The 18227-nt window shown below is 61.7% G+C and carries 12 protein-coding genes; 3 read left to right on the top strand and 9 right to left on the bottom strand.

The annotated features are described in order from the left end of the window. Positions 1-29: 29 nt before the first annotated feature. Together V5738_RS04625 and V5738_RS04620 are read left to right on the top strand one after the other, a co-directional pair. Positions 30-3689: an Ig-like domain-containing protein gene (locus V5738_RS04625; protein ID WP_423823237.1), complete on the top strand. Its 3660-nt coding sequence runs from the start codon at positions 30-32 to the stop codon at positions 3687-3689. Between the two features lie 83 nt (positions 3690-3772). Then, the gene (locus V5738_RS04620) at positions 3773-4723 is read left to right on the top strand and encodes an OmpW/AlkL family protein (RefSeq protein WP_423823236.1); all 951 of its coding nucleotides are present in this window, start codon (positions 3773-3775) and stop codon (positions 4721-4723) included. Between the two features lie 626 nt (positions 4724-5349). On the opposite strand, the gene V5738_RS04615 is transcribed toward V5738_RS04620, so the two are convergent. The 7 genes from V5738_RS04615 to V5738_RS04585 all read right to left on the bottom strand — a co-directional run bounded on the left by V5738_RS04615 (position 5350) and on the right by V5738_RS04585 (position 15233). Beyond that, on the bottom strand, positions 5350-5874 hold the full coding sequence (locus V5738_RS04615) for a PqiC family protein (protein WP_423823235.1): 525 nt from the start codon (positions 5872-5874) through the stop codon (positions 5350-5352). Between the two features lie 114 nt (positions 5875-5988). Beyond that, positions 5989-6960: an MlaD family protein gene (locus V5738_RS04610; RefSeq protein ID WP_423823234.1), complete on the bottom strand. Its 972-nt coding sequence runs from the start codon at positions 6958-6960 to the stop codon at positions 5989-5991. 45 nt (positions 6961-7005) lie between these two features. Continuing rightward, the gene (locus V5738_RS04605) at positions 7006-7806 is read right to left on the bottom strand and encodes an ABC transporter ATP-binding protein (protein WP_423823233.1); all 801 of its coding nucleotides are present in this window, start codon (positions 7804-7806) and stop codon (positions 7006-7008) included. Positions 7807-7864: 58 nt separating this feature from the next. Further along, entirely contained in the window at positions 7865-8980 is a 1116-nt protein-coding gene (locus tag V5738_RS04600; RefSeq protein ID WP_423823232.1) for an MlaE family ABC transporter permease, read from the bottom strand. Between the two features lie 153 nt (positions 8981-9133). Continuing rightward, positions 9134-10765: an efflux transporter outer membrane subunit gene (locus tag V5738_RS04595; RefSeq protein ID WP_423823231.1), complete on the bottom strand. Its 1632-nt coding sequence runs from the start codon at positions 10763-10765 to the stop codon at positions 9134-9136. Beyond that, positions 10758-13961, bottom strand: coding sequence for an efflux RND transporter permease subunit (locus V5738_RS04590; protein ID WP_423823230.1), 3204 nt, complete (start codon positions 13959-13961; stop codon positions 10758-10760). The genes V5738_RS04595 and V5738_RS04590 overlap by 8 nt, the downstream gene beginning before the upstream one ends. Positions 13962-13976: 15 nt before the next feature. Next, positions 13977-15233 (bottom strand): efflux RND transporter periplasmic adaptor subunit, encoded by a 1257-nt coding sequence (locus tag V5738_RS04585; protein WP_423823229.1) that lies wholly within the window; start codon positions 15231-15233, stop codon positions 13977-13979. A 113-nt stretch (positions 15234-15346) separates the two neighbouring features. Between V5738_RS04585 and V5738_RS04580 the strand changes: the two genes are divergently transcribed. Further along, positions 15347-15985: a TetR family transcriptional regulator gene (locus tag V5738_RS04580; RefSeq protein ID WP_423823228.1), complete on the top strand. Its 639-nt coding sequence runs from the start codon at positions 15347-15349 to the stop codon at positions 15983-15985. Between the two features lie 216 nt (positions 15986-16201). On the opposite strand, the gene V5738_RS04575 is transcribed toward V5738_RS04580, so the two are convergent. Together V5738_RS04575 and V5738_RS04570 are read right to left on the bottom strand one after the other, a co-directional pair. Next, positions 16202-16891, bottom strand: coding sequence for a SanA/YdcF family protein (locus tag V5738_RS04575; protein ID WP_423823227.1), 690 nt, complete (start codon positions 16889-16891; stop codon positions 16202-16204). A 144-nt stretch (positions 16892-17035) separates the two neighbouring features. Then, positions 17036-18226 carry a vWA domain-containing protein gene (locus V5738_RS04570; protein WP_423823226.1) on the bottom strand — a complete coding sequence of 397 codons (1191 nt, stop codon included), beginning with the start codon at positions 18224-18226 and terminating at the stop codon, positions 17036-17038. Between the last annotated feature and the right edge of the window lies 1 nt (position 18227).

Genomic DNA, 18227 nt, shown 5'->3' with positions numbered 1-18227 from the left:
TTCTGGGGGACAGTCGAAGCAACACACCTTTGGGACGGGGTGTCGGTCTATGTCTGTTACTGGCGGTCGCCGCCACCGGCCTGAGTGCCTGCAGTAGCAGCAACGGCGGCGACAACGCCGTACCCGAAGCAGGCCAGGCCTCCGGGCTGGTTCTATCCTATCCCTATGATGGCCAACAGGACGTCACGCTCGACAGCCAGATCGTGGTCAAGTTCGAACAGGCGCTCGCCGCGAATGCCGACCAGTCTGTGGCATTACGCGCAGGCTCCCCGTCAGCCGACAACGCGGCCGCTGAGATTACGGTAGACCAGGATGATGGCAACGATCAGGCCGGTATCCTGACGATCACACCGGCCACCGATCTGGTACCGAATACGACGTATTACATCGTCGCCACCGCTGATCTCGCGGATACGAATTATAGCGAAGGCGAAACGCTGACCCAGTTTACGACCGGGCCTATGGCCGGCCGGCCGGGCGCGTCGGATCAGTTTGAAGTGGTAGAAACCTCGCCAGGCGACACCAACCCGGTGACCGGCCGCGAGAGTCTGTTCGCTCAGTTCAACTCGATCCATGTCGTGTTTTCCGAGGCGACCGATCCCTCCACTGTACGCTTGGGCGACACCTTTCGCTTTACCGACAGCAACGGCGACCAGGTGCCCGGACGCCTAACCGTAATCGGTCACCAACTCACCTTCGACCCGACCGACGATCTCGAACCGGGCCAGTACACACTGGCGCTTACCGACGGCGTGACCTCGGAGTTCGGCAAATCGCTGGGCGATTTCAGCCAGACCAAGACCGTCCTGAGCGCCGGCAATACTTCGACCGAGAACCTTACGATCACGCCGGCGTCCGACGATGTCGACGATCTGCCCGACAACGACCTCAACGGCGGCCCGATCAATCTGGTCTCTATTTCCAGCCAGCTGATCGGCCAGAATCCGCAGCCGGCAATGAATATCCCGGAACTGCAGGGGCTGCAAACCACGCTGGCCGAGCCCGGCCTGGACGGCTTCGGCGATACCATTCCGGCCACCATCCGCGCCGGCCAGAAGTTCCAACTCACCCCCTTATCGCTGCGTCTTAACGGCGACGTACCGACCCCGGTGACCAGCGGCCCGATCCGGGTTGAATTCGCCAGCGATGCGAACGTCTATCTGCAGGCCAATGATCTGAGCGAGATCACCACGCCTACCGCAGTACGGCTGCGCTTCGACCTGGCCATCAGCACCATTATCGCCGCCAGCGCCGATCAGAGCACGACCCTGATCCAGATGCTGTCCAACGGCGTGTTCAATCAAAGCATACTCAATATTCAGGCCGCCGGTCTGGCGATTCCGCAGGACAACGGCGACCTCAAGATCGATGTGCTTGGTACCTTTCCACTGCTGGTCAACCGAACCGATCATGCAACGGTCGATTTCGAACTCAGCCTGACCCTACCGGGCGGCGATCAAACCCCGGTGCAGACCGATCAAACGCCGCCCTATCTGATCGCCCAGTCACCCAGCGCCTGCCTGTATACCTTTGGCACCCCGGCCTACGAGGCGGCCTACGGGCAATACGGCACGGCACCGACCGCTCTTCCCGAACAAGCCTGTCTGCAGGTGCTCAATCAGGGCGGCGTTCTGGATACGACTTCGGGCATCAACGACTTCCCCATCGAAGCCAATCCGGCCGTGGTGTTTAGCGAGCCGGTCGACCCGACCACGATCAACGATTCGAGCATCCAGCTCAGCTATACCGCCGACGACGGCAGCACCGGCAGTACACCGGTTACGTTCCAAGTCGACGGTGCGTCGGTCGTAGTCGATCCCGACGCGGCACTGCGGCCGAACGCCGAATACACCCTCACCCTCGGCAGCGGCGCCGATATCACCGATCTGGCCGGCAATACGTTGACCGACAACCCGACCGGTATCGGCCCGGGCCAGAGCCTGCGGTTCACCACCGAGCCCCTAGTCGACACGGCTGCAACACCGCCGATCCTCGGCGAACTGAGCCCTGGCGTGCCATGTGCTCTGACCGGCGGCGATTTCACCAGCGGTGGAGATACCGCCGGACGCTGCGTCGGCGATGCCGACAACGACACCACACGGGCACTCGCGGTGTTCACGAGTCCGGCGAACGTGCCCGTCAACGTATCGTTCTCCAAGCTCGTGGCCAAGGATTCGATCGTATTGGCCAACGGCTGTCTGAACGGCGATAACGACGTCGACGATGCGACCGTCGCCCTCGAGCGCATCGATGACAGTGGCCAATGCACGGGCGTGCCCACGGCGCGCGTCGCGTTTGCCAATCGCGATGGCGAGGCGACCCGCGGCTTCACGATTCGTCCGGCCAACGATCTCGCGGTTGATGCTCGCTATCGGATCGTACTCTGCGGCACGGAAGGGGCGTTGTGCAGTAGCTCGATCGTCGATACCGACGGGCGGGCCTTGAACACCAACCCGCTCAGCGGTAGCGGTTCAACCGATAACACCTTGAGCGAGGATATCGCCGGCGGCCCCGATATCGTGATGCCGTTCGACGTCACCGAGTCTAGTGCGAACTATTACACCGATCTATTCACGCTGCCAGCGGCCGATGCCAACGGCAATGGTCGGTTCGATGATGCCAACGGCGATGGCGCCTATACCCCGGGCGACGCCGATGAGCGGCCGCAGCCGGGTAATCAGTCGCTGGTCGAACTCACCTCTAGCTTCTTGGGCAGCACCGTCGCGATCGACAACCCGAACCGCAGCGATGGCCGCTATCCGGCCTATCTGTCGCTGACTCGGCCGATCGCGATCGGGCAGACGCTCGATCAATGCGATGCCATCGCCAACGTTGTCGATGACGCAGGCAATTCGGTGGTCGGCGCCTCGCCGAGCCAGTGTATTCCTGTCGAATTGCTGCCCGGCGGACAGACCGGCTTGACCAGTATCGAAATCGGTCGTCAAACCTTGGCTGGCTCGCTCGGCGGCCCGTTGAATAGCACTCTCGACAGTGCAATATCGCCGATTGCCGAGGCCCTCAGCCAGGCTGCTCAGAACAGCCCGCAAGGCGCAGCAACTCCGCTGGGCCAGGTCCCAGGTATTGGCGATATCGTTGGCGGACTGTCTGGCCTGCCTGAGATACCAGGGCTGACCGACACCATCAGTAGCGCCCTGAATCCAACCAATCCCAGCAACACGATCGGCTCCGCGCTGACCGCGCTCAACAACCTGCCCGGTACTGAACAAGTGCTCGCCGGCCTGTTGCAGTCGGCCGGGATCGATCCGACCAGCGATTATCCGCTACAGACCGGTCGCATCATTCTGCGTTTCCCCGATCTAGCGGATGACAGCGGTAACGATGCCGGGAGCCAGGTGGGTTATATCGTGCCGGAATGCCAAGGTAGCCTGAACGGCGTGGGCTACGATTTCGCACCCTGCTTTGTGGCTTCCCTGCAGCTGGTGGCGAACGCACCGGATGGTCAGGGCCTGGCACTCGCTCAGCAGGATCTGACCGCCAACGTGGTCGGGCCGGTGACCTTCGAACAGAACGGTCGTTTGGTGATCTCGTTGCGCAATGCCAATACCTTCTCGCTCGATGCCACGGCTCTGGGTCTGTTACCAGCCCAGGCGACCATCGCCCCTGCTGGGTTGAATTATCAGCTGACCGGCAATGCAGCACATGGTGGACGCGCTTATCCCGAGCGTTGATCGGCCGATAAACGCCCTGGCCGCTATGCGGCCGGGGCCTACTAATATCAAGACTGATAAACATAAAGACAGGAGCAAGGGAGATGACGGGTTACCAATCGTCGAGCGCAAGCCGGGTAGCATCCCGGGCCTGCGCACTCGCTCTGGGGGGCATGATTGTGGGCGCGATGGCCCCGGCCATCGCGGCTGAAGACTATCGGCCCGATCCGAACCAGACCGCGATCGAAGCAGATGGCGGTGAGAGCTTTTTCGGTTCGGCCATGGACTATGTCGCAAACAATACCTACGGCCGTCTCGGGGTGCTGCATTTTCATTACTACGGCAGTAGCACCGACCTGCATGTCGACAATGCGACCGGGCTGGCCGCCCAAGCTTTCGGCCCCGGGGGTAGCGACCTGGATGGGACTGGCTCATCGGCCGGCAATAAGACGTCTTTGGGGGGCGTGATCGGTCTGTACCTGCCCAAAACCAATCACCATCTCGCCGTCGAGGTGCTGTTGGCGCCACCGCTGAAACTGGATTTCCAGGTTTCCGGCGATGCAGTCGATCAATCCCTGGCACCCACCGCGCTCAACGGCGCCAACGGCCAGACGATCCCGACCGGCGTGCCGCCGCTCGGCCGCAACATCGGCACGTTCAAGGCCCTGCCGCCGAACTTCACGCTGGTCTATCGGCCCTGGGTGGATACCATGGTCGAGCCCTATATCGGGGCCGGGGCGATGTATCTGTATACCTACGACACCGACGTCAACAACACGGTGCTCAACGAACTCGGCGAACCGGAGCTGTACCTGAACAAGCCGGTCGCCTGCGTCGGCCAGCTCGGCGCCGATCTCAATCTGCCGAACAATATGTTCCTGAACGCGGACGTGAAATATATCGGGTGTGCAGACGTTGAATCGCGAGTCAACGACATCCAGGTCAACTCGCCCACCCTCAGCCCGACCTTCGGGCCGGTCGATGTGGGCAGCGTGAGCTCGACCAACGAATTCCGGGCCGTGATCTACCAAGTCTCGTTCGGCATGCGTTTCTAGGCAAAGCGCACCACGCCCTCGATTGGAGCCGGCCCTAGGGCCGGCTTTTGAGTTTCAAAAGCGCTGCGTTGATGTCAGGCCCAGCGCGGTATGCTGTGCCCCAATCGCAAGGACGACCGCATTTGGCGTCCGGGGTACCGCGCTTTTGACATCACATGAGTTGTGGCCGTTCGGCCTATCCCTGGCCCGAGTCCCTGGCCCGAGCGGGCCGGCATCGCGATATCTTTTCAAGCAGCCGCTGTGGCCTATCTCGAGCCGGGCTGCAGTTCCAAAGACGATATCTCTCGAGTCGCCAACGCGCTGCAACCCAAGCGCGTGAGCATGGTCATCGTAGTATCGCGTAAGCGCCGACAACCAACGCTTGTGACTCAGTAGTCGCTGCGTTGAATCGCGATGCGAGTAGCCAACACAGGCTTGCCCCATTTTCGGTATCGACAGGCTACGGTCGTGCGCTCCTCGAGCTGTACCAGACCCGGCGCAGCTCGCCTCCTACCCGCGACGCAGCCCCTTCGTGATTTCCTCACCCAGGGTTTGCTTGGCCGCTCAACGGGTCGATACGCACAGCTCGGTCATCGATCATCCCAACCCGGCCCACTGTCGCCCGGCGGGTCTATTTCGGACGTGGTTTAGCCTGTGCGGGCCACGATCTGCATCGCCAGTTCACGAATCGCAGACGACATGGATCGTCCGATCTCGCCGGCACTGGGTTGCGATGATTCTGCATCCCCCTCGGCCAACGGCTGTTTGATCAGCGTGTCGTCGTGCGCGACCACTGTATCGGCCGCGTCGGTGACCCGCCATTCCGCCGCGAGCACTACGTTTCCGGACGGCTGCGGTTCAAAGGTATCGATATCGACATGCACTTCGTAGTGTTTGTCGCGGCCGTTTTGCAGCTTCTCGTTGATGGTCTGTTGCAGCAGGCGCGTCGTGGCTACCGGTAACCGCTCGGCCCAGCGGGCGTTGGGCAGCTGAGTCAGCACATAGTCTTCGGTACGCAGCTGAATCTCGTAGTTATCGAGATACTCAGGCATCTGCACCCGACGTACATCCCAGTTGCTGGACTGGGAGGCCAGACGCTGGGTTTGCGGCGGCGACAGCATCACGTGTTTGAGCGGCGGCATCGAACTACAGCCGGCCAAAAGCATAGCCATGACGGCCGGTCCCGCCAGCAGGCGAACAAAACGAACGGATTTCACAGGCGTTCCTTTACGATTCTGACGTACCAACACTCGCTGAACCGGCGAGCGCAGACAAGGCCGAGCCGGCTAGCCGCCATAGAGCAATGTGTGCGGATTACGCTCGATCTTCTGGGTGAAGCGCCGCAGTGACGAAGCAGCCGCCGACAAATCCCGGATCGTACTCTGCACATCCTGACGAGTACCGGATTCCGGATCGGTGAACTGGTCCAGATTCTGCGACAGCTGAGCCATATTCTGGCTGGTCTGTTCAGCGTTATTGAGCAGCTTGTCGATCTGCTCGTCGCGCTTGGTGATCTGGTCGTTGGCGTTGTCGGTCAGCTTGCGCACGCTGGCCAAGGTCGCTTGCAGCTGCTGATTATTCTGCTCGACTGCTTTCTGCACCGTCGCCAGCGTCTTCTGAGTGGTCTGGGTGGTCTGATTCAGAGTCGGGCCCAGCGTATTGATGGTCTGGTCCATATCTTGGGCCAGTTGGACCATGGTTTTCATGGTCTGATCGACCCGGTTGAGCGTGTCCTTCCAGGGAATCTGGGCGACCGTATCCTTGAGCTGGGCGATTTCCGAGGGTACCGCTGGAATCTCCGGCAGGTCGAGCTCGCCCGGGGGCACCACGAAATTCGGCTCGTTCTGAGGCTGGAAGTCGAGATTGACGGCCAGCTGCGAGGTCACATAGCTGTAGACGACCAACTGGGCCCGCAGCCCACGTTTGACCATCTGCTCGATAGTCAGGTCATTGGGCAGACGGCGTCCACTTTGCATGACCACATCGTTACCCGACATCTCGATGGTCACTGCGATCTTGGCGCCGCCGTTCGGATCTAGCCGCAGCTGCACCCGGCGCACTGTCCCCACCTGCACACCCCGAAACAGCACCCGCGAGCCGTTGGTCAGGCCGAGTACCGACTGATTGAAAAAAATCACAGCCTGGCGCTGCTGCTTGAACAAACCGGTATTGCCGAAGGTCAGAATGCCTACTGCCACCAGCGCGATGGCGCCGAGCAGGAAAGCCCCGATGATCGTATAGCTGCGGTTACTCGCCATGAATGCGGTTACTCTCGTTGCAATGCATCGCCTGCGCTCGAGCCGTCATGCGTCGGCGCCTTGGGCGGCGTCCTCGATCGGCTCCCGCTTCAAAAAAGCACGCACCCGCGCATCGACCGTGCTGTCGAGCATATCGCGCGGGGTGCCGTGGGCGATCGGGGTCTTGGACTGATTATCCAGATAGATACTATCGTCTGCGATAGTGAAGATGCTGGGCAGCTCATGGCTGACCGCAATTACCGACAGGCCCAGTGCATCGCGCAAGCGCATGATCAGGGCATCCAGACGCTGGGACGTGATCGGATCCAGGCCAGCGCTGGGCTCATCGAGAAACAGGTAGTCGGGATCGAGTGCGATCGCCCGCGCCAGGCCGGCCCGCTTCTGCATCCCTCCCGACAGTTCGCTCGGCATTCTAGATTCCTGGCCGGCCAGCCCTACCAAGGCCAGTTTGAAGGCCACCTGATCCTGAATCTCGGCAGCCCGCATCCGGGTGTGTAGCTGCATCGGTAGGGCCACGTTCTCACCGACGGTCATCGAACTCCACAGTGCGGTTGACTGGAACAGCACGCCAATCCGTTCCTGCAGGGCCGCCCGCTCGGCCCGATCGTCACTGATCAGCCGCTGGCCATCGAAACTGATGTCGCCGACCTCGGCCCGCTGTAGATCGATAATATGGCGCAGCAGCGTACTTTTGCCGCAGCCCGACACCCCCATGATGACGAAAATCTGGGCCGGGGCGACATGAAACGAGACCTGGTCCTGGACCAAAGTATCGCCGAAGGCTAGGCGCAGATTGCGTACCACCAGCCCACGCGACGGGTTGTCGTGCTCGTCGAGCCGAGCCATCAGGACGCCGGCCTCGAGATAGGCACGCGGGGCACTTTGATGCGAGCGCTAGCCAAAACTAGATCCCCAGAGCATTGGTACACAATGCCGCAACGGCATCGATCGAAATAATGCCGATGATACAGACCACCACGGTCCGGGTCGCCGCGCGGCCGACCTCGGCCGCGTTGCGCCCGGCGTGCAGACCGATATAGCAGCTGGTCAGGGCGATCAGCACGCCGAAGGCCGTGGACTTGATTAAGCCGATGACAAACTGTCGGGCGGCCACGGCATCCTGCAGCCGTTCGATGAACGCTACCGGTGGCGTGCCCAGCACGATATGGGCCACCGCCATACCGCCGGCGATCGCCAGCGCAGTGCCGTAAAGATAGAGCAACGGCATCATCAGGGTCAGCGCCGCCAGCCGTGGCAGCGCCAGGAATTCGAACGGCGAAACGCCGATCATGCGCAGCGCATCGATCTCCTCATTCGATTCCATGGTCGCCAGATGGGCTGCAAAAGTCGCCCCGATACGTCCGGCCATGATGAACGCAGTCATGATCGCGGCCATCTCGCGGGCCGAAGCGATACCGACCAGGTCGGCCAGATACATCCCGGCGCCGAAGGTTTCGAGCTGGACCGCGCCGATAAAGCCGAGCACGGCGCCGATCAGCAGGTTCACCACGGTTACCACCGGCAGCGACGCGGCGCCGGTTTCGCGAACCAGTTCGATGAAATCGCGCCACCGGGTCTGGGCACGGCCCGAGACCAGGGCCGGGGTCAACGCCAGCGCCTCACCGACCAGAGCGGCCGTATCGCGCCCAGTCTGCAGCCGCCGATGCATGCGCAGGCCGAGCCGCGAGAGCAACCCCAAGCGGCCGCTGCCCGCACCCGAGCGCTCAGGCCGCGGGCTGGCCAGGGCCATCAACGCTCCGACATCCTCCGGCAGCCCCCGTTCTTCGACGCGGGTGCCGGCATCGGCCAGCGCCTGCTTGAGCGCGTGAACGAAGGCCGCGACCCGGGGGTGGCCGCTATCCAGCCCGCTGCCGTCGATAACCACGACGTCCGCGTTTCCGAGCTCGCGCCCGACCCCCTGCGCCGAAGGCGGGCGCTCGGCCCGAGCCCAGTCACCGTCCAACCAGAGCACGGAACCATCGGTCTGCCGCTCTATGTGATAGAGATCGCTATCGGCCATCACTGTGGCCTCGATGTAATCCGTGCGCTGATCAACCGCCTGCCGCTCCCATGCTAATTCACGTCACGACCGTTGCCACCTGTCGGTCGGAAGCACGGTCGAGGCGCAAGATGGTACAGGGCGGCAAGCCACGATAGCCAGGGCATGCCCCGATCAGGGATCGTTACCCGGCACCGGTAGGTTGCTGGTCGCGGCATGGGCGCCATCCTTGGCGTCGTCGACCGGCGCATAATCGTTGGCAACTTCCTGCATCGCCGGCGTCAGCGAATCGCTGTTCTCGGTCCAGCCGCCGCCCAGTGCCTTGTAGAGATCGGCGGTCGCAGTAAAGCGATCACGCACAGCCTCGGCCAGATCGAGCTGACTGGAGAACAGGTTGCGCTGGGCATCGAGTACGTCGAAATAATTCGTACGCCCGACCTTGTAGCGCAGCTGCGCCAGCTTGAGCGTTTCGCGATAGGAATCGACCTGATCCCGAACCGCCTTGACCCGCTTACGACTGTATTTGACCTCGTCCAGCGCATCGTGCACGTCCTGGAACGCCTGGCGTACGGCCTGCCGATACTGGATTTCAGCAGCGGCCTTCTGAGCCTTGGCGCTTCGATACTGGGCGTTGATCCGGCCGAAGTCGAGAATCGGCGCCGTGATCGAACCACCGAACTGCTCGATTTTCGAGTACGGCTGGAACAGATCGTCCACGTCCAGGGCCTGGGTACCGATCATCGCCGACAGGTTAAAGGTCGGGAAGAAGCGGGCCTTGGCCACGCCGACGTTGGCATTCGAGGCGATCAGGCTGGCTTCCGCAGCCCGAATGTCCGGACGACGATTGACCAAGGTCGACGGCAGCACCACCGGCAGATCCCGGGGCAGCGTGATATCGCTGAAATCGCCCTTGGGAATCTGGGTCTGGGTCAGGATCTGGCGCGGCGTCTTGCCGGTCAGGATCGCCAGCGACGTGCGGACCTGCGACTCCTGCTGCTTGAGCGGCGGCAGCTGGGCACGGGCCGACTCCAGCAGCGAACGGGTCTGCAACAGTGTCAGTTTGTCGATCGCGCCGTAGTCGTAGCGTTTCTGGTCCAGACGCAGACCCTCCACACGGGTCCGAATAGTGTCCTTGGTCACCCGGATCTGGCGCTGCAGAGACCGCAGCGACATATAGTTAGTCACAACATCCGTGACTGTCTGCAGCCGGATCGAATCCTGGGTATAGGCCGAGGACAGCAGCTGTGCCCGGGCCTGTTCATCCGAGCGACGCAGCGCGCCCCAGATATCCAGCTCGTAATTCAGTGATCCGGCAATCGAGTAGTAGTTGTAACGCTGGGTGCCGCCACCGGCCGATCCACCACCACCAGCACTGGCGCCGCTCGAGCCCCCGCTGGACGATCCGCCCGAACTGCCCGAGGAGGAACCGCCCGAAGACGAGGAGCCTCCCCCACCGCCGCCACTGGGCACGGCACTGCCGACTCGCTCGCGCATGCCCTGGGCCTGGCCCGAGATCGACGGGTACAGCTGGGCATTCTGATAGCCGAGTTCGGCTCGGGCCTGGCGAACCCGCTGCACCTGCAGCGCGATATCCAGGTTCGAATCCAACGCCTGACTGATGAGTTTGTTGAGCGTCGGATCTTGATAGCGGGTCCACCAATAGGCCAGCGACTGTTGCTGCTGATCGCTCAGCAGCGTCGAGTCGAAGGCCGAATCGGGTAGATCCATATCCGGCCGCTCGTAGTCGGGCCCGACCGCACAGCCGGTCAGCACGACCAACGCACACAAGATGAGCGCGCTACGCATCGTTGTTGTTCCTGTCATTCGTATCGTCACCCTGTTCGAGCGTGCGGCCGTCGTTGTCGCCTGAATCCTGGTTGCCCCGGTTCTTGCCGCGCATGTCCGCCAGCTTATCCGAGCCGCGTTCGATCAAATCGTAGAACAACGGTACGAACAGAATGGCGAAGAAGGTCGCCGCCAGCATGCCACCGATGACCGAGGTCCCGATCGCGATCCGGCTGTTGGCCGCCGCCCCGCTGGCGATCGCCAGCGGCACCGAAGCCAGAACGAACGTCAGCGAAGTCATCACGATCGGCCGGAAACGCAGGGCCGCCGCCGAATAGGCCGCGTCGGCCGGCGTCTTGCCGTTCTCTCGTTCGAGAACCGCGAACTCGACAATCAGAATCGCGTTCTTCGCCGCCAGACCGATCAGTACCAGCATACCGACGGTGAAGTAAACGTTGTTGTCTACCCCTCGCAGCCAGACCGAAATGAAAGCGCCGAGTGCAGCGAACGGCACGGCCGTGATCACCGCCAGCGGCAAACTCCATTTTTCGTACTGGGCCGCCAGAATCAAGAACACCATGACCACGCCGAACGCCAACGCCAGAACCGCAGCGTTACCGACATGGCTGGCCTGATAGGCCGTGCCTGTGAACTCGAACTGGTAACCCGATCCGAGCACTTGGCTCGCCACTTCTTGAATGGCCGTGTTCGCCTGCCCGGTACTAAAGCCCGGTGCCGGCGAGCCCATGATCTTGGCCGCTGGGAACACGTTGAAGCGTTCCACCACGTCCGCCGAGGTCGTGCGTTCGGTCGAGACCAGCGACGAGACCGGGATCATGTCGTCGGTCTTGTTCGACTGGACGTAGACCTGTCGCAGGTCGTCCGGCTTCATGCGATACGGCGCATCCGACTGCATGCGGACCTGCCAGTTACGCCCCAGAAAACTGAACTGGTTGACGTAAACCTGGCCGAAGGTGGACTGCAGCGTATCGAACAGCTGATTGATCGGTACGCCCAGACTGCGGGCCTTCTCACGGTCGACCTTGACCTTAAAGCGCGGCACGTCGACGTTGAGGGTCGTACGCACACGCTGTAGCTCTGGCCGTTTATTGGCTGCGGCTACCAGCTTCTGGGCCTGGTCGTAGACGGCGTTGTAATCCTCACCGTTCAGGCTCTGTAGATAGCCCTCGAAACCGCCGGTCGTCGACAGCCCGATGATCGGCGGCGGGTTGAAGGCGATGATCTGTGCCTCGGGCACCTGGGCACCGAGCGCGAACGTCTGGTCGACCAAGTCGAACGAGCTGGACTCACGCTCGCCCCATTCCTTGAGCGTCAGGAACATGATCCCCGACCAAGTCCGCTGGGCACTGGCCAGAAAGTCATACCCCGGTACGCTAATCACGCCATCCAGGCCGTTCATGTTCTGCTCGGCCTTGTGATAGAACGCCTGACTGGCTGCCTGCGTACGCTGCAGGGACGCCCCCGGGGGCAACTGGTAGACCGCGAAAATATAGCCCTGGTCCTCCTGCGGGATCAGGCCGCCCGGCACCCGGGTCGACACTAACCAAGTCGCACCGATCACGGCGATGAACAGAATCACGCCGAGCACGGCCCGCTTGAGCAGGAAGTTCACGCCCCAGAGATAGGCGTTGTTGGCCTTATCGAAGCCCTGGTTGAACTTGCGGAACACCCAGTTCTTCTCTTCCTTACTGGGTTTGAGGAAGATCGCACACAGGGCCGGGGTCAGCGTCAGCGCCACGAAGCCGGAAATGATCACCGACACCGCGATCGTGATTGCGAACTGGCTGTACATCTGACCCGACAGGCCGCCCAAAAAGCCGACCGGCACGAATACCGCATTCAGCGCCAGCACCACGGCGATCACCGGGCCGGTCACCTCTTCCATGGCCTTGATGGCCGCCTGTCTGGGGGGCGCTTTCTCCTCGGTCATGATGCGTTCGATGTTCTCGATCACGATGATCGCATCGTCCACTACCAACCCGATCGCCAGAATAAGGCCGAACAGGGTGAGCAAATTGATCGAGAAGCCGAGCAGGTAAATGCCCGCGAACGTCCCCACCACGGCCACGGGCACCGCGAGCATCGGGATCAGGGTCGCCCAGAAGTTCTGCAGGAAGATGTAGATGACCGCGATCACCAGCACCAGCGAGATGAAGAAGGTGAATACCACCTCTTCGATCGACGCATGCACGAACTGGGTCGTGTTGAACGGAATTTCGTATTCCAGGCCCTGGGGCAGATTCTCGCCCAGACTGGCCATCTCGTCGCGAATCCGCTGCGCAGTCGCCAACGCATTGGCGCCCGGCTGCAGATAGATCGCAGCCGGCACCGCAGGCTGGCCGTCGAAACTATGGTTAGTAGTGTACGACTGGGCCCCTAACTCGACCCGGGCGACATCCTTGAGCCTCAGAACGCGGCCGTCATCCTGTGAACGCAGGATGATATTCCGGAACTGGTCGACATTGGAAAAACGCCCGGCGGTACTGGCCGTGTAGGTGAAGGCGATATCCGCGCCACCATAGGGACGCGCACCGAAACTACCGGCCGCAAACTGCGAGTTTTGCTCGCTGATCGCGTCTTCGATATCGGTAGTCGTAAGGCTGTAGCGCGCCATCTTGGCTGGGTCCAGCCAGATGCGCATCGAGTAGTCCTCGTTCGAGAACAGTCTCGCGTCACCCACGCCCTGGACACGCTTCAGCGGATCGATGACGTGCACCAGCATGTAGTTGCTGATGTATGTCGTATCGAACTTCTGATTGGGCGAGTACAGCGTCACCACCTGCAAAATGCTGGTGGACTGCTTACGGACTGTCACGCCGTTCTGACGCACTGTATTCGGCACCTGCGATAGCGCCGACTGGACCCGGTTGTTGACGTCGATCGTGGCTTGTTCAGGATCGGTCCCGATCTTGAACGTGACGTTGAGCTGCAATGTGCCGGCGTCCGAGGACGTCGACTTCATGTAGATCATGTTCTGGACGCCGTTGATCTCGGTTTCCAGAGGCGCCGCTACGGTCGCGGCAATATCCTCGGCGCTGGCGCCGGGATAATTGGCGCGGACCACCACCTGCGGCGGCACCACGTCCGGATACTGAGAAATCGGCAACGAGCGCATCGCCAGAACGCCAGACAGCGTGATGACGATGGACAGCACGGTCGCGAAGACCGGCCGGTCGATGAAAAACTTCGATAGCACTAGACGAGACCTCTGCTAGCTGTTCTGCGAGGAGTCGCTGGTTTCGGACCCGGCACTGCTCTGTGCGCCGCTGCCCTGACCTTTGGCCTTCTTGCCGGAATCGGCCATGCCACTCCCAGGCTGCACCTTGACTGGAGCCCCAGCCTTGAGCGTACCCAGACCGGTGGTGATCACCTGATCGCCGGCCGACAGGCCGTCGCTGATCACCTGACCTTCATCGGTCTGCGGGCCAAGATCCACGGCCACGCTTTGTGCCTTGCCATTTTTTACGATATAGACCTGGGTCCGCTGGCCACCGCTGGCGATCGCCTGATCGGGCACGGTAATCGCATCGTGCAGGGTGCGTACCCGGATCCGGGCCCGGACATAACGGCCCGGCATGAGTGCGTTGTCGGGGTTGTCGACGATAGCCCGCAGCTGAACCGTCCCAGTATTGGGATCGATCGTGCTCTGCGTGAAGTCGACTTCGCCTTTATGCGGAAACTTCCGACCATCGTTGAGAATAATCGTGGCGTCCCGTGTGGCGGAATTGGTGGTCTGCTGCCCCATCTCTTTGAGTGCCTTCTGCCGGGCAAAGGCATCGTCCTCCGGAATGGCGAACAGCACGTACACCGGATCGAGCTGGGTAATCGTGGTCAACTGGGTCTGGTTGGCCGTGACCAACGAGCCCAGGTCCACGTCGCGCAGGCTGGTTACGCCAGTCAGCGGGGCCTCTACGCTGGTGTAGTTCAGATCGATCTGAGCGGACTCGAGATTGGCTTTGGCCTGCTGTACCGCGGCCTTGTCCGACTGGTAGTCCGACAACGCCTGGTCGCGCTCGGCCTGGCTGACCGCGTTGGCCTTGTACAGCTTGCGAGTCCGTTCCCAGATGCGCGTCGAGTTGGCGAGCGCGGCCTTGGCGCTGGCCAGCTCGCCCTTACGTTGATTGACCGTGGCCTGGTAAGGCTTCGGATCGATCTTGAACAGCAGATCGCCCTTGTGGACGATCGCCCCTTCATCGTAGTTCTTGGATTCCAGAACCCCGGTCACCCGGCCGATGACCTGTGCGGTCTGCTTACCTCGTACCCGACCCGGGTATTCCGAATACACCGGTACCGTGTGCGGCTTAGCCTTGACCGTATGAACCGGCGTCGGCGGTGTTTTTTGCTGGCCTTGCGACCCATCGCCTGCGCCGCTGCTGCCGCAGGCGGTAACAACCAACGTCGTCGCCATAGCGATGAGTGTCCGCAGCGCGAAGCTCTGTCGCGCTGTCTGGAGGTGATCCGTACGCATACCGCCAATTCCTGAGGTGGGTCCCTGTACCGTGCGTATCTTACATACATTCGTGTATGTATGTAAGATACGATAAGCAGCGATTGATGGCTGCGCGCGTTACAGAGACGGTCATGGCACGTAAAACAAAACTGGAGTCGGCCCAGACCCGGGCCCAGATCCTCGATGCAGCCGAGATCGAGATGCTTGCCCGCGGCGTGACTCAGACGTCGCTCGAGCGTATCGCCCGGCGTGCCAACGTGACCCGGGGCGCCATCTATTGGCATTTCGCCGACAAGGGCGCGCTGCTCGAAGCCATGGTTCAACGCACCGCCCAACCCCTGCGCGACCTGCGGGAATGTCTTGGCCAGCACATCCCTGGCGACGAACCTATGCGGTTGCTGCGCGAGATGCTGTTGCACGGTATTTCACGCCTGGCCAATGACGAGCAGCATCGTCGCGTCTGCCATATCGTATTCCATCGCTGCGAGATCACCGAGCAGGGCAACGCCACCGGCGCTCTGATCGGCGCCATGTTCGACGACAGCCGTGAAGTGCTGATTTCACTGTGCAACGAGATCGCGCAGACCGATAGACTCCAGCTCGTGCTGACCCCCAAAGATACCGCCGATGTGATCATCGCTTATATCGTCGGCCTGTATGAATGCAGTCTACGCCACCCCGCCACCTTCTCCATCGACTACGTCATGGAAGCCAAGGTCGATGCGGTCTTGAGCGGGCTGTTCATCGTCAGCGAACGCACACCGGCCTAACTTTTTGCCGAAAGTCAGGGCCATCGCGAGGCGTTCTCACGGCTAGCGGCCCTGCCATCGACCCGATCGTTGGCGAGCCCAGATCCATACGCCTCCCCGAGGGGCGCCGCGGTATGGCCCCCTCCCAACCGAAGCCCCCCCAGCCCGCCGCAAATATCGCCGCGGCCACACGGTCTGCTATACAGCGACCAGCAGATCCTTAGGCTTAGCCTGCCGTTAATCGCCTTCCGTATGAGCTGGGTCGGTATCCGCGATATAGCCCCGCGGCAACGCAGGCTTGAGATCGATCGGCCGTTGCGGCCCAAGAAACCGCGGCCGCGTATCCAGGATATAGAGATCGAGCACGGCCTTGATACGCGCCAGATACTCACGGGCTTCGGTACGCAGCGGCTGGCGCCGGTCTTCACCGGGCCAGGTATAACCAATCGCCTCGATACCCTCGTGACGGGCCAAAAACAGGGCACGGTATTCGTGATAGCGCTGGGAGACGATCACAAAGGCCTGCAGATCGAAAATACGCTCGGCGCGCACGATCGAATCCAGGGTCCGAAAACCAGCATAGTCGAGCGTAATCGCGGCATCGGGCACCTCGTGCCGACGCAGCGCCTGATACATCTTGCGCGGCTCGTTATAGGCCTGGCTTGGATTGGCCCCGGAAACCAGGATATGGCGCACCCGGCCACGGTGATACAGCCGGGCCGCCGCCTTGATGCGATTAGTGAACAACGCATTCGGATTGCCGGTATGGGTATACGGACTGGTTCCCAGCACAACCGCGAAGTCGTAGACCGGCATACGCGCCGTATCGTCGAAGATCAGATCGCGGGTCGAACCGAGCACCCACGCATTGGCGGCGATGCCCAGCAGCAACAACGTACCCAGGATCGCTGCCGCCCAGCGCAGCATGGCTGATATCCGGCTCACCGTCGCGACCGCCCGCTAGCCTGGCAACGCGTCGATACGATCGATCGCGGCCCTGTGTTGATGCAACGCCATAGCACCCCTCGAGGCGAGTGACTCTAAAAAGAATCGACGACCAGCCAAAGACAGTCAATCGCCACGGCGCCCTACCAGGCTCGCGATCGCCTCATCCAGACCGTTGAGAGTGAGTTCGAACATCCGGTCGTCGATCAGTTCTCGGGTCATCTGGATCGATGGCGTGATCTCCCAACGCTGACGTGGCTCTGGGTTGAGCCAGACAGCGCTCGGAAATGCCTCGAGCAAACGGCCCAGCCAAACCGAACCGGCCTCGCTATTCCAATGCTCGACCGAACCGCCCGGGTAGGCGATCTCGTAGGGGCTCATGGTCGCATCGCCGACGAAAATCGCCTTGTAGTCGTCGCCGAAGGTTCGACAGACCTCCCAGGTCTCGAACACTTCGCTGCGCCGGCGGCGATTATCCCGCCACAGCCCTTCATAGGGAAAATTGTGAAAGTAGAAGTATTCCAGATGCTGGAATTCAGCCCGGGCCGCCGAGAACAGGGTCTCGCAAATACCCACATGGTCGTCCATCGAACCGCCCACATCGAAAAATATCAGCAGTTTGACCGCGTTGCGCCGGGCCGGGCGCATATGCAGGTCCAGATACCCCGCGTTTTTGGCGGTTGCCCGGATCGTGGCGTTCAGATCCAGCTCGTCGGCTGCGCCCTCACGGGCGAAACGACGCAGCCGGCGCAGGGCCATCTTGATATTGCGGGTCCCGATCTCCTGGTCGCCGTCCAGATCGGCAAACTCGCGTCGATCCCAGACCTTGACCGCCCGGCGATGACGGGAACGGTCCTGGCCGATGCGAACCCCCTCCGGGTTGTAGCCAAAGGCACCGAACGGCGAGCGACCGGCGGTGCCGATCCATTTATTACCCCCTTCGTGGCGTTCGCCCTGTTCGGCCAGGCGGTCGCGCAGGGTCTGCATCAGCTCGTCCCAGCCGCCGAGAGACTCGATCTGGGCTTTCTGTTCCTCACTCAGATCGAGTTCCTTGAGCCGCTTCAGCCAGTCGTCCGGAATGGCGGTGGCCGGATCCGCCGCGATCGACTCGATCCCTTCGAAGTAATGGGCAAAGATCTGGTCGAAGCGATCGAACTGGGCCTCGTCCTTGATCAACGACGCCCGGGCCAGATAGTAGAACTGGAGCACGCTCATACCGGCGACATGGGCATCCAGCGCTTCGATCAGCGTCAGATACTCGGTGACCGAAGGCGATAGACCGCCCTCGCGTAGCTCGTAGAAGAACTCGACCAGCACG

Origin of the sequence: Salinisphaera sp. SPP-AMP-43, from assembly GCF_049568105.1 — a bacterium.
Classification (GTDB): Bacteria; Pseudomonadota; Gammaproteobacteria; order Nevskiales; family Salinisphaeraceae; genus Salinisphaera.
The sequence above is the reverse complement of the archived record's forward strand: the minus strand, read 5'-3'. Positions and strand labels throughout refer to the sequence as shown.

Bases quoted from the DNA above. Each gene is read 5' to 3' on its own strand.
- V5738_RS04600 (WP_423823232.1), bottom strand. From the start codon at position 8,980: ATGGCCGATAGCGATCTCTATCACATAGAGCGGCAGACCGATGGTTCC.
- V5738_RS04595 (WP_423823231.1), bottom strand. From the start codon at position 10,765: ATGCGTAGCGCGCTCATCTTGTGTGCGTTGGTCGTGCTGACCGGCTGT.
- V5738_RS04580 (WP_423823228.1), top strand. From the start codon at position 15,347: ATGGCACGTAAAACAAAACTGGAGTCGGCCCAGACCCGGGCCCAGATC.
- V5738_RS04620 (WP_423823236.1), top strand. From the start codon at position 3,773: ATGACGGGTTACCAATCGTCGAGCGCAAGCCGGGTAGCATCCCGGGCC.
- V5738_RS04575 (WP_423823227.1), bottom strand. From the start codon at position 16,891: ATGCTGCGCTGGGCGGCAGCGATCCTGGGTACGTTGTTGCTGCTGGGC.
- V5738_RS04605 (WP_423823233.1), bottom strand. From the start codon at position 7,806: ATGGCTCGGCTCGACGAGCACGACAACCCGTCGCGTGGGCTGGTGGTA.
- V5738_RS04610 (WP_423823234.1), bottom strand. From the start codon at position 6,960: ATGGCGAGTAACCGCAGCTATACGATCATCGGGGCTTTCCTGCTCGGC.
- V5738_RS04585 (WP_423823229.1), bottom strand. From the start codon at position 15,233: ATGCGTACGGATCACCTCCAGACAGCGCGACAGAGCTTCGCGCTGCGG.
- V5738_RS04615 (WP_423823235.1), bottom strand. From the start codon at position 5,874: ATGGCTATGCTTTTGGCCGGCTGTAGTTCGATGCCGCCGCTCAAACAC.